We start from the raw sequence: 12,418 nt of genomic DNA on the forward strand, positions 1-12,418 counted from the left end.
TTCGGGCTTGCCATTTGACGTCCTCGACAGTTCTAGCTGTGGTCCCAGTACGTCGCTCAGTGAAAGTACAGCGCAACTGGGCCTTTACTGACCACAAATAGCCCGCAGTGAGTTTTCACCGAAATTTTTCGCGAGCTCTCACAAACCATGAAATACGAAGCATTTATATCCTATAGTCACAAAAATGATCGGCTATTAGCCAAGAGCCTTCAACGAGTCATTCAGACACTCGGAAAGCCTTGGTACCTTGTCAGAGCTGCAAGAATATTCCGGGACGAATCGAGCCTTTCTGCCACCCCCGAACTATGGCCAACGATTAGGGAGGCCTTGAACAACTCGAGCTTTCTTTTACTCATTGCCAGCAGAGAGGCGGCGGAGTCCAAATGGGTATCGAAGGAAGTCGAATGGTGGCTGTCCAACAAGGGCACCAATACATTATTGATCATCCTTTCGGATGGAACACTTCAATGGAGCAATTCACTAGGTGATTTTGAAAAATCCGCTTCGAAATCGTTACCCCCCGCGTTATTTAAAAGGTTTCAAAGCGAACCACTTTGGATCGACCTCAGGGACTGGCGACATGCCAAAAATAATGTTAGTAATGACGTCCAATTTAAAGCACTGACGAGCAAGATTGCCGCTAGACTCAAGAATATCCCGCCGGAAGACTTGTGGTCTGAGGAATTAACACAACAGCGCCGAAACCTTCGAATAGCGGGCTTTTCAGTGGCAACCCTTGTTGCTCTACTATTCGCTTCCCTCTGGCTGACTTATTTTGCTATGCAGCAAAAAGCAACTGCACTAATCTCAAATATGGAAGCGACAGTTCGAAACGGAAACCACCCACAAACACTTGCTAGCGCAGTAGCATTGAAAAGACCGTATTTTCTAACAAATGCACAAATTCAGAAGGGCGAAGTCCTGCTATACGATGCCCTCTGGCAAAATCGATTAGTCAAGACAATACGAATTAACGATAAACAAACCCTTCAATTCGAGGATGGCACCGAGCATGTCTTAACCAAGCAATTCGAAGAGGGTATCGTACACCCTTTAACAAGGCTTACTCAAAGACTCACAGAGGGTCAAGACGATATCACAGAATACCATCCCCCTCGACACTGGCAGATGCCACAGGGGTTTGGTACCTGGAGCGATGATAGACGGCAAATCCGAATTGATGTACCCGCCACAAGCGAAAGAGCCCCCGCTTTCAGCATCACTGTGACATTGAATAAATGCCTCGCTAATGGGGATGACGCATATCGAATCGAAGAAAATGTAAGTGAGGATGAACCTCCCCACCTGATATCAAAAAAAGAACTGTTAGGCAACACATCGAAGGCAATAGAAGCTCGAAAGAATCTCATTGCCCCCATCTACTACGTAAAGTACGACAGTGAAAAGTGGTACCTACTAGTTGAAATAGCCTCACTTGCAACGATGAACAATTCTTTAAAAAACCAGGAAATTCTTTGCGCCTTGAGCATAGATCTTCAAACAGCAAAAATAGTTGGCATATACAACCCAAACCTTACATTAGGCTTATCTTCGCGGATTGATAATATCTATGGTCTTCGTCGAATATCACCTAATGCAAGAAGCTACCTAGAGATGAAAAATGGTGGCTCACTGACTATAAGCGCCCCTCCGCACCTGGAAGACAAAAGAATCCTCCTCGACAATTTGAGCAGCCTTCCATACAACAACGATATTGACCAACGCGTCGCATTCTCCAAAGATGGAAACAACTACATTGTCTCTGGCTATCGCCGCGAAGGGAGTTGGGAGCAACCCTATATAGCGAGCGTAGACCAACAAAACCGCATCAAACTTAACGGACATAACCAAGAAGTTATCACAGCCCTAATTTCTGACTCTGGAAAGACGGCAGCAACTATCGACCATGAATTAATCGCTAGATTTTGGAATTTAACCGAAAACCCTATGGGTGAATGGCTAGATAAAAGCCGCACCGCTATCAGGCCCGAATGGATTGCCGACTTTAAAATTGAACTGCACAACTTTGACAAAAAAGGTGAAAGCCAGTACAAAGACTTACTAAAACAACTCCTAAGCATAAAAGAACTCAACGGTCTTTACGCTGCAACGGGGCCAAAATGCGGGCGCACCATAGTTAAATTCGGGGGCAATGAAAAGTCTGGCTTAATAGGCGAGAGAGATGCTGCAGGGTACATTGGACTAGTAGATTTAAATCAAAGAAGACTTGTTTATTCAATCCCTGAATCGGATTTTACAGGGGAAGTTTTCTACTTCTGCTCTCCAGAGGACGCCGCTACCTTCGCGGTAGAGTTCGCAGATGAAACTCGAGGCACAGAGGGCATTTAGGGTGCTTCCACTTCGTTTTTTTCGTGTGGTTATTTCTGTGTATAGGCGCTGGCTTTGTAGACACTTCCTTGCCTCACGATGAGGCTCTTTAAGAGGCGCAATGAGCACCATCGCCGATCCATAGTCCGCGCCAATCCGTCCATTCCACCAGTCCCAGGCGGTCTATCTCATCGGCCACGAGAAACTCGTTCCTCATGATAGGGGCTGGGGCAATTTCGACGCAATGCGTGGTTACCCAGGTGGACATTGGTCAACATCATGTTTGCTTTTGGCCCGATTACTGCCTTCCAGCAACGGCAGCTTGGGTCGTTTTCAGCCGGTCGCGAGAGGCAGAAAACGATCCGGAGCTGCTGGTGGCAACAAGTAGAAAACGGCCAATTTCTGCCGATGCTGTCCGGCAGCTTCACGCCCTGAGGAGGTCAGTCAACCAAAATCGAGGTTCTTGAGGAGCGGTGAACCACGCTTCCTCAAGGCATTCAAATAGGTGGTTTCATCGTAGAGCGTCCTAGTCTGCCAGCACCGATACAAAATCCGAGTCCACTTAAACGCGAGTGCGTCACCGGGCGCTCATCACAACCACCCAGCGTCACGTCCTCGGGTTGGGCGCAGGCTCAATTTCCGGCGCTGCTCTGGCGACAGCTGCCAGCCACCACCTAGCTGCTTCTGTTTAGGACGTCGATTTTTAAAGAGATTGAAAGTGAGTTAAGCTCGCGCATCTATCCATAGTTCAAGTAATTTATTTCTAAGCTCTTGTCTGCTGTTAGTGCAATCAACTATATAATGAGCCCCGCCGCGCGCATTAAACAAGAGTCCGCTAGGCGTGTACTTCGGTAGTTCGATATCTTTCTTTTTTAATGCTGCCGTTATTTCATTCCAGTGTTCTTCCGCCCAAAACATGCTGCGCTCAGGAGGCATAAAAAAAATGGTTTTGGCTAGCAAATAATGGGTTTCGTGTATGTAAATCACTTCTTCAGTAATGCTTTCGGTATGCCAAGGGAATATAAAAATCCCCATACAGTGCTTGAGTAGAAGTCGAATATCTTCTCGCCAAGTCTCATCAGTTGACGGTACTCTCGCGGCACCCAATTTTACATCTTTAATTTCATTACCTAGGCAAAGAGTCGGCCCAATTGGAGACAGTACTTGCGTCAGTTCGTCGTCAATTGTCGTCGAATAAAGCATATCTACGCTCATAAGATTACTAGGCTCGTACCAGGCACAACCCGTATTTTCAGCGTCGAACGGTCTTAGAAAAACAAAGTAACGACGTGGGCGACCGCCTTTCTTTATTTCAGAAAGTATTTTTTTGCTTTCTCGCTCCTGATTTTCCATTGCTTGTCTGTTTTTTTCGATTCGAGATTGACGGTAAAATTTTTCAGTAATTAAAAATGCAACCATCCCCCAAAGCAACCAACTGCCAAAGCGGGAAATTACAGAGGCTGTTTTCCAACCTTCATGATCGAGCCAATTGGAGAACCCCGATCCCGCAAAAATAATAGGACAGAATACCAACATGACAAGTGGAAATATTACCCAGCCTGATACGATCCGTTCATATGTTTCATTATCAATTTTATTTTCTGGGGTGTTAGAGCCACTAGGGCGGCTAGGTTCGAGTCTTGGTTCAGAAGGAGTCTGTGTATTTTTGTCCTTGGGGGCTTTCATGATTTATTACTTATTTCTTTGCAAGTAACAAATATGCTCATTGCCGTCAGGGGCTGGCGAGTATCACTTCTCAATTTTGTTCTCCCTTTATGGGTAGATTTATTTCTGCAGTTACCATGACGGCATAGAAGGATCATAGAAAGCCAGATCTGACTAGAAAGCCAAAGGCACTCCCTTATTAATATCAAACGCTAGCTCACTCCACTGAGCGCGTCCATTGCAAGAGTAAAATAAGGGGCATGCTGAGGTGGACATTATTTCTACTACCTTTGCGTCTACGCGGGCTAGGCATCTTCGCCCCCCACCAGCTAAGGAGTCTCTGCCCCCCCATCTCTGGCTAAATACCCGGCTAAAACGAACACGGCGGTTGAGTTCCGATGTAACAGATGTCCTTTACCAATACCGAATACGCCCGCAAACGTAAGCAGACACGCCGCGAGCGCTTACTGATCGAGACGGAGCAGGTCGTGCCAAAAGGGCTTGATGGCTTTGACCGAGCCGCATTATCCGAAGGGTTAGCTAAGTATCAAGCGGGCACCTTCAAGACCGGTGCCTCGTTTCTTGCCAGAAATGACGGTATTCAACATAGTTCACTTCGTTGTGGCGATGTGCTCATGAATGATGGTTGACATACCATGCCAACTTTCTTGGTGTAAATCTACACACAGAAATTGTCGTGACCACATGGCAGTTCCTTCATGAGCACTGGAGTAGGCCACTTCAAGCGGAATCAGCATCTGTAGAATCTTGATCACGCTTTCGAGGGCTGGAGGTCGTCCCCCGACGCCCGTATATGCACTCCTCCTCATTGTAAGTCTCCTTTGCCTTGGCTCCCGTGCCGACTGCACACGTATATTCGGCCTCTTACTACGGGATCCTTTCGATACAGGGCCATGACGGGCTATTCGCGCGTCGGCTCCCGATCGCTTTTACGCGCTCTATGCGCCTGGACGTTGAAGGGTTTTGTCGACTCCGGTTCGACCGGTTTGCCATCGCTCGGGTTGCATCGCAATCGTGGTGTGTGGGGCTTCTCCCCCCTGAGCAAACGGTTTTTTCTTCTTATCATCACCAACAATGGGTAGACAGGCCAATGCTCTCAATTAACTGACCTGTTGAGTCTTGGCCATGGATATTTTTTTGGAATCCAGCTTTCTGAATTTAATACTCAAACGCGATAAGTAGTCAGCCGAAATAATACCAGTCTCAACTGAATTTTCGTCTAACCTACTCAGCTAAAGGCTTGTCACAGCAGGTAGTTTGATGAGAGCACCAAGCAGGAAAGTTGGAGGATAAATGGCGATTTCAAGCCACGTAGCTATCTTACGTACAGGAACAGATACTTGGAATACATGGCGTAGCCAGCATCCAAATGTTCGACCAGATTTGAGCAGCGCAGACCTAAGCGGCATTAGATTGTGCGGCGGTGATCGGGATGCTTCTTATTACTCCTCATTACCGACCACTGATGACTCTTGGGAGCCAACTTTTGATAAGTTTCGCGACGGTGCCGATCTACGCGGAGTTATCTTGCGGGGTGCCAACCTCTCTGGTGCTAATCTCTACTATTGCGATCTTTCGGGCGCAGATCTGAGAGGGGCACTTTTGTCGAGGGCACTCTTATGCCGGTGCCGTTTTGTTGACACAAATTTTTATTGGGCAAATCTTTGTGAAGCAAATGCACATCAAACCCAATTTGTTCGATGCAATCTGGATCACGCTGACTTTAGTGGCGCTACGCTGTCGTCTGCAAAATTTCTTGATTGCTTTGGAACAGACATTAGCTTATCTGATTGCGACCTCACAAATATGACTATTCAGGATACCACTTTGTGTGCTTGTGATATGACCCAGGCAAAATTGGTACGAACTAAATTTGTCCGAAGCAATCTCTCTGAAGTTAAGATTTACGGTGTATCAGTATGGAATGTTCTCAATGATGGATCAAAGATGTCAGAGCTTGTGATTACTCCTGACAACGAACCAAAAATAACAGTAGACGATATTGATATCGCTCAATTTCTTTATCTCGTTCTAGAGAATAAGCGATTGCGGCGTGTCATTGAAGGTGTCACGGGGAAAATGGTTCTGATCCTCGGACGGTTCTCGCCAGATAGAAAGAAAATCCTCGACGCGTTGAGAAGTAAGCTTCGGGAAAGCGGGTTTATTTCAGTGCTATTCGACTTTGATAGGCCCGCTGGCCGTAATTTGACAGAGGTCATTGGCCTGCTGGCTCACATGTCATGCTTTGTCTTGGCTGACATAACAGACCCGAACAGCATCCCGCAGGAACTTCAAAGAATTATTCCAATGCTCCCGTCGGTGCCCGTTCAACCCTTGATTTCGGCGGAGGCTATCCCCTACCCAATGTTCGCGGACTTCGGGGGTTATCCGTCCGTGCTCACACCGTATGTATACGATAACGATGAGGTACTTCTGTCGGAAATTGATAGATGTATTTTGCCGGCCATTTACGCACGTATCACAGAAATTCAGAAACGTCGTGAGGAGTTCGAGCACATCGTGATGAAACTCGGTCAGTGAGCGCAGAATAGCCCAGAGAATCCGGTTCTGCGCAAACTGTCGATTACTCCTTGTTGAGACCATGTTGAGTGCCACTGTACAACCTTGGCGCTCATGCTCAAATTAATCTGAGGCGAAGAGAATGCATGCCGGGACGTCAAGTGCTAGTGAGGATACCTCGGACCTAGTTGTGAAGAGCTAAACGTCGGGTCCCTAATACGTAGGCGGTTGATTGGCCGCATACTTACTCTGTTCTCAACAAATCAAGGTTCTCCCCATGAGTGACCGCAAACGCTACCGGCGGAAGCCGAGCCAGCCAATCGTGGCCGTACAGTTAAAGCTGGACACGGAGGGCTTCAAGTACAACAAATGGGGCGGCGAGCAGCGCTGCAAGGCTAATGACTGGTTGGTGGACAATGGCGGCGAGGTGTACACGGTGGATGCCGAATCCTTTGCGCGAACCTACACGGCGGCGGGGCAAGGCACATATGTGAAGACAGGCAAGGTGTGGGCCGAGCGGGCCGGCTCGGCAGGTCGCGTGACGACGAAGGAAGGCAGCACTGGCTACGAGGCAGGTGACTGGCTCGTGTCCAACGAAGAGGATGGTTCTGACGCCTATTCCGTCAGCGCTGGGAAGTTCGAGAAGTCGTACGAACTGGACGAGTGATTGATAGCGCAATCTGTGGGGAGCCGCCATGGACTGTTTTGTGATTCGGGGTTTCGGGAAGAAGAAGGACTCTCAAGGGCTGGAAATTGACTTTGACCAGGTCGACGCAGTGCTGATCACGCCGGCTCTGGAGAAGTGCGGATTAACTGGTGGTACGACAGTCTGGGTGGTGGATGCGGGAGCCGTCCACAAGGACATGTTTCAACTCATCCTCAAGGCTGACATCGTCATCTGCGACATCACGATACACAACCCCAATGTGTTCTACGAGCTGGGTGCGCGCCATGCCCTGCGCAAAAAGCACACGGTGCTTATCAAGGGAAGACCATCGGCTGATGCGACACCATTCGACATCACTGGTGCGCGCTACACGCATTACGAGGTGGCTGAGCCCGGCAAGGCGTTGGATGGTCTCGTCGCTGCGATCAAGACCTCTCTGGCCCGCGGCCGCGAGACCGATAGTCCCATCTTCCTGATGATGCCGGAACTACCGGAGGCCGACGTCAACAGCGTCGCCATGGTGCCGCTGACTTTTGTCGAGGAGGTGGCGCGGGCCGAAGCGCGGGCTGACAGGGGATGGTTACGGCTTCTGGCCGAGGACGTGCGTGGAGAACTCTTTCAGCGAGAGGGGCTCAAGCTTATCGGTTGGGCCCAGTGGGTGTTAAAGGACTACCAAGCCGCAGTTGATACATGGGAAGCTGTTCGTCATTACGCAGATCAAGACCTCGACGCTAACCTCGCACTTGCCAATATCTACGAGCGCCTGTTTCGGCAGACGGAGGATCCCGTCCAGCTCCAGAGCTCAAACCAAGCGATCGCGCGGGTGCTGCAGTGCGAGAACCTCTCACCTGCACACGAGTCCGAGGCGCTGGCGCTGCAGGGCCGTAACCTGAAGACGCTTTGGCGCCAGACTTTCGAGAAGCTGCCTACCGTGCAGCTGCGACGCGAGCGCGCCCTCGACCGCAAGGCCTACGAGGCCTACGAGGCCTACCGGGCCGCTCACAAAGTCGACCTCAATAACTTTTTCCCCGCGTTGGCGGCCTTGCAGATGGGGCACATCCTGCACTCTTTGTCAGGTGAGGCACGCTTCAGGAACCTTTTCAGCGACGAGAAGAAAGCTAGGCGCTTCATCGAAGACCTGAAGGAGGAGTTGAAGTCCCTAAATCAGGTGGTGCGCGTATCGATAGAGAACGCACTCACAATTAAGGAGAGCAAAGATCGCCCTTGGGCCCAGATCAGCAGCGCGGACCTGATCTTTCTGGAGCATGTGTACGATTCGACTGAGGCCGACCTGAATGCAGTGGTGGATGCCTACCGCAACAATGTACCCGAAGACGGCGCCGCACCGAAGGATTCGGGCCGATGGAAGGGGCGTTCCGCGCCGAGGGACAACTTCTTTTGGGATTCCGCGCGCGGACAACTCATGCTGTTTGAGCAGCTCGACATCGGGGCTGCGGCCGCGCGCGCTGCGATCGAAGAATTCGACGGACCGGTTGCGCTGACCAACAAAACAAATGGCTTACCGCAGAAGAAGCGCCATCTTGTCGTCTTCAGCGGCCACAAGGTAGACCCGGTGGACCCGCCGCCGGCCGTTCCGCGCTTTCCCTGCAGCGCACAAGGCCGGGCCCGCGATCTGATCGAGGCGGCCCTGATAAAGCTTAGGAACCAAGGCGACCAAATTGAAGTGCTGGTGTCTGCGGCGCCGGGGGCGGACATCCTGGCGCTGGAAACCTGTAAGGCGCTTAATCTTGCCACATGGCTGTGCCTACCCATGCAGCGTGATGCCGTCGCTCGAGAAGTGTTCAAGGACTACGATGACTGGCGCAACCGCTTCTTTGCCTTGGCCGACGCCCAGCCGCGGGACCGAACATTCGTGCTCAGCAATAGCGGCGGTCTGCCTAAGTGGCTAGGCGCACGCACGATGATGACGACTTGGTCGCGCGGAAACCGTTGGATGTTGCGCCAGGCCCAGGCCTGGGGCGCCGACCGCGTCACACTGCTGGTTCTCTGGGACCACAACAAGGGTGACAAGTCACTGGATGGCACTGCCGGGATGTTGAAACTTGCGCAAGAAGCCGGCGGCATCTATATAGAGCTAATCGATTGCCGCCCACTGGCGTCAGGCTGATCCGTGAGCACTCTTCAACCCCGAATGGAGGTTTCTATGAGCTACCGCTCGTTCGCCGATCACCTGAAAGCCGATGGAACGCCCAAGCGCATCTTGTCCCTCGATGGCGGCGGACTGCGCGGCATGATGACTGTGCAGATACTGAGGAAGATCGAGTCGCTACTGAGGCAGCGCTACGGCGACGAGAAGATGCTTCTCAGCGACTACTTCGACCTCATAGCCGGCACCTCCACCGGCGCCATCATCGCAGCAGGGCTGTCGCTGGGCATGACTGTCGACGAGATCGATAAACACTATTGCGACCTGGGCGAAAAGGTCTTCAAACGCAGCTTCTGGCGCCGGGGCCTGGCGCGAGAGATGTATGACGCCAAGGAGGTAGCTGGTGCTCTGAGCAACGTGCTCGGCACCGCCAAGCTGAAAGACGCCAAGTTCCACACTGGTCTGCTCGTCGTGGCCAAGCGGCTGGACACCGGCAGCACTTGGGTAATGACCAACAACCCCAAAGCCAAGTACTTTGCCCCCAACCCGGATCGCCCTCAAACCATCCCCAATGGCGAATACCCATTGTGGCAAGTGGTGCGTGCCAGCACGGCAGCGCCGACCTACTTTGAGGGTGAGGAGATCCGCATCCATTCCAATGAATCTAAGGATCGCAAGGACACCGTGGGCTTATTCATCGACGGCGGGTGCAGCCCACACAACAATCCATCGCTGCAGGCCTTGATGGCCGTGACGATGGATGGCTACAAGTTTGGCTGGACGGCTGGACCCGACAAGTTGCTGCTGGTTTCTGTGGGCACCGGCAAGGCCAATGCTATGGTCGATGTCTCCAACAAGCTTACCGAAGCGGCGGCCGTCCAAGGGCTGTTGGCACTGAAAAATCTCATGGAGGACTGCGGCGACCTCGTAGAGACGGTGCTGCAATGGATCTCGGCACCCACGCCGACGGCGCGCCTCATCGACCGCGTGACGGAGATTGCCGGCCCCGTGCTGGGCGGCGGTGGCGGCCTGCTTACCTACCACCGTTACAACGCACTGTTTACGCAGGACTGGTTCGACCGAGCGAACCTGGGTATCCAAGCGGATGCCGCCTACCTAGCCAGCATGCAGGAGATGGACAAGCCCGAAAACCTCACCAAGCTACGCGAGCTGGGAGTCGCGGTGGCTAGGAAGCAAGTTGACGCCGCACACTTCCCAACGAAGTTCGACGCTGGAGTACGCGTGTGCTGAAACCAATAACGGACTCCCTAAGTTACGGGAGTTGATCGCCCCGACGCCGCTTGCTAGCGGTTAAGGATGATTTAAAATCCATCACTTCTGAGTTGCCCCCCCGAGGGCTATCTCAATCACAAGGGTGACTTTGTAAGTGAAGACGGCATGGGGCTTGTCACGGCAGATAAATTTCAGGAATACCGCGACTACCTGCTGCTCTACGAAATCAGCTTACGAGTGACTGAGTTCTAAGTCACACCTGTATTAATCGATAAGGCGTCTCTTATAACTCGTGGATACCACAAGTTTCGATGGGGAAAGGTGCATCCCCCACTGCTGCCAATCGCTGAGACCAGTAGCTCACCATTGGGTAACCGGCAGACAGCAACCGGCCAAAATCAGTCATTCGTTGCCTACAACTCCCAGGCCGATTCAAATTTATAAACTTCGGCGGTGCTTAAGCCAAATAAACCAGCTCTCAGAGGCAATGTCGTCGTTTAAGGTCCGCAGGTAAGATAGCTTTTTGGCAATATTGGGGTGGTCTGCACGCCACCCGATAGCTCATAGGGCTCGAACTGGCCGTAAATATGAGGACGATTAAGTTGGTGAATCCGATGTTTGATCTCAGCTCGCGCCAAAAAGACTCTTTCGGGAAAGCCTCGGCCGCCGCCAAGTTGGCGTTCGTAAGTTTTGCCAAAGTTTAGGATCTGCTCCGCTTGAGCGCGCTTCGTGACGAAGTATTGCAATGCTTTGGTGCAGAAAAACACCAACCGCTGGCCTGAGAGCCTTGCCTTGTACTGCGTCAGATTGGTCGGTTTATTCCTTCGGACAGAGCCATAGCTGACGCCGAATTTCCCGCTAATCCATTGCAGCGTAGTCTCACTGGTCATCGAGATCGACATCACGGGTACGTAGCGACTGGGGCCTGGAACCTGCATGACACCAAAGCTACCTTCCCCGTCAATCAGCCCTGCCAAGTAGACCAGTTCTGGCTCGGTCAAAAGCTCGATGGGGTCCGCTGGTTGCGCAGCCTTCTGAGCGTCCATTTGCATCTGGTAACGTCGCGCCCAATAGGGTTTGCGGGCTGCGTTTATCACCTCTCGTTTCAGTTCGTACCTACTCTTGGCCGCAGCTAAGCAACATTGTTTGCATTCCGTCGAAAGCCCATCTGGTTTTGCTTTGTTACGGTAGAACCACTCCGGATTTGCGGGCTTAAACTCGCCACATGGGCCGCAGTGCTTGAGTTTCATGAGGTACGCTCCCTACTTGATACTTCAATCGTAGCCCCCTCCCCATAATAACCTCAGCTCCTACCTGGCAACGCAGTTCAATCCATTTGCCCAGGGAAACGCACGGTTCAGCCCCATCAAGAACTCCTCCAGCACGGTAATACCAACCCTGTATGCGGGAACACATTCGACTGCACCACGATGGAAACGGTATTCCATGACGTCCCTTTCCAGCTAGGTTTCAAGACATACCCCATAAAAACAGGCTTGGTCGACACCGGCACTCTAGAGCCGAGATCACCGCTGATCTCAAGTTGGTCGACCTGACGAGCAAGGTACTCCGGCTGCAGGGGGTGACCAGAGGTCAATTAATCGACACGAAGAAGGATCAGTATCCCTTCACACTCCAATGGGCCGAGGCAATCCACGCCCAACGGGCGGACGCCAATTGTCTCTACTGGGTGTCGCGGCAGGATGACACCGCAGTCGCCATCGTGCTGTTTGGCGACAGGGCTCCAGCGGGGACAATAATTCCGCAAGAAGATGAATGCGACCTGCTCGACGATGAAGCGGCCTACACGTACCTCGTTTCGCTAGCGGGAAAAATCGGCGTGCTCATAATCCCAAGTGAGTAACTGAAGACATTCC

8 protein-coding genes and 1 pseudogene are annotated in these 12,418 nt (G+C 51.7%); 7 read left to right on the top strand and 2 right to left on the bottom strand.

Annotation, left to right across the window (positions count from 1 at the left end):
• The first annotated feature begins 147 nt into the window (after positions 1-147).
• A complete protein-coding gene (locus AC07W4_RS10730; protein ID WP_495032401.1) occupies positions 148-2,349 on the top strand; it encodes a toll/interleukin-1 receptor domain-containing protein in 2,202 nt (733 codons plus the stop codon).
• Positions 2,350-3,051: 702 nt separating this feature from the next.
• Here the strand turns inward: AC07W4_RS10730 and AC07W4_RS10735 are convergent.
• Positions 3,052-4,014: a hypothetical protein gene (locus tag AC07W4_RS10735; protein WP_495032402.1), complete on the bottom strand. Its 963-nt coding sequence runs from the start codon at positions 4,012-4,014 to the stop codon at positions 3,052-3,054.
• A 386-nt stretch (positions 4,015-4,400) separates the two neighbouring features.
• On the opposite strand from AC07W4_RS10735, the pseudogene AC07W4_RS10740 reads away from it, so the two are divergent.
• The 5 genes and pseudogenes from AC07W4_RS10740 to AC07W4_RS10760 form a co-directional block, all read left to right on the top strand.
• Positions 4,401-4,527 (top strand): annotated as a pseudogene (locus AC07W4_RS10740) (IS5/IS1182 family transposase); the annotation flags it as partial.
• Positions 4,528-5,307: 780 nt separating this feature from the next.
• Positions 5,308-6,555, top strand: a complete 1,248-nt coding sequence (locus AC07W4_RS10745; protein ID WP_495032403.1) for a pentapeptide repeat-containing protein — start codon at positions 5,308-5,310, stop codon at positions 6,553-6,555.
• A gap of 256 nt (positions 6,556-6,811) precedes the next feature.
• Positions 6,812-7,201, top strand: coding sequence for a hypothetical protein (locus AC07W4_RS10750; protein WP_495032404.1), 390 nt, complete (start codon positions 6,812-6,814; stop codon positions 7,199-7,201).
• Between the two features lie 28 nt (positions 7,202-7,229).
• Positions 7,230-9,329: a tetratricopeptide repeat-containing protein gene (locus AC07W4_RS10755; protein WP_495032405.1), complete on the top strand. Its 2,100-nt coding sequence runs from the start codon at positions 7,230-7,232 to the stop codon at positions 9,327-9,329.
• Between the two features lie 36 nt (positions 9,330-9,365).
• On the top strand, positions 9,366-10,559 hold the full coding sequence (locus AC07W4_RS10760) for a patatin-like phospholipase family protein (protein WP_495032406.1): 1,194 nt from the start codon (positions 9,366-9,368) through the stop codon (positions 10,557-10,559).
• A 479-nt stretch (positions 10,560-11,038) separates the two neighbouring features.
• Here the strand turns inward: AC07W4_RS10760 and AC07W4_RS10765 are convergent, their stop codons facing one another.
• Positions 11,039-11,791, bottom strand: a complete 753-nt coding sequence (locus AC07W4_RS10765) for a hypothetical protein (protein WP_495032407.1) — start codon at positions 11,789-11,791, stop codon at positions 11,039-11,041.
• A gap of 275 nt (positions 11,792-12,066) precedes the next feature.
• Between AC07W4_RS10765 and AC07W4_RS10770 the strand changes: the two genes are divergently transcribed.
• Entirely contained in the window at positions 12,067-12,405 is a 339-nt protein-coding gene (locus AC07W4_RS10770; protein ID WP_495032431.1) for an RES family NAD+ phosphorylase, read from the top strand.
• The last annotated feature ends 13 nt before the right edge of the window (positions 12,406-12,418 follow it).

Source organism: Pseudomonas sp. GW821-FHT02A08, from assembly GCF_059422045.1.

Bases quoted from the DNA above. Each gene is read 5' to 3' on its own strand.
- AC07W4_RS10730 (WP_495032401.1), top strand. From the start codon at position 148: ATGAAATACGAAGCATTTATATCCTATAGTCACAAAAATGATCGGCTA.
- AC07W4_RS10735 (WP_495032402.1), bottom strand. From the start codon at position 4,014: ATGAAAGCCCCCAAGGACAAAAATACACAGACTCCTTCTGAACCAAGA.
- AC07W4_RS10745 (WP_495032403.1), top strand. From the start codon at position 5,308: ATGGCGATTTCAAGCCACGTAGCTATCTTACGTACAGGAACAGATACT.
- AC07W4_RS10750 (WP_495032404.1), top strand. From the start codon at position 6,812: ATGAGTGACCGCAAACGCTACCGGCGGAAGCCGAGCCAGCCAATCGTG.
- AC07W4_RS10755 (WP_495032405.1), top strand. From the start codon at position 7,230: ATGGACTGTTTTGTGATTCGGGGTTTCGGGAAGAAGAAGGACTCTCAA.
- AC07W4_RS10760 (WP_495032406.1), top strand. From the start codon at position 9,366: ATGAGCTACCGCTCGTTCGCCGATCACCTGAAAGCCGATGGAACGCCC.
- AC07W4_RS10765 (WP_495032407.1), bottom strand. From the start codon at position 11,791: ATGAAACTCAAGCACTGCGGCCCATGTGGCGAGTTTAAGCCCGCAAAT.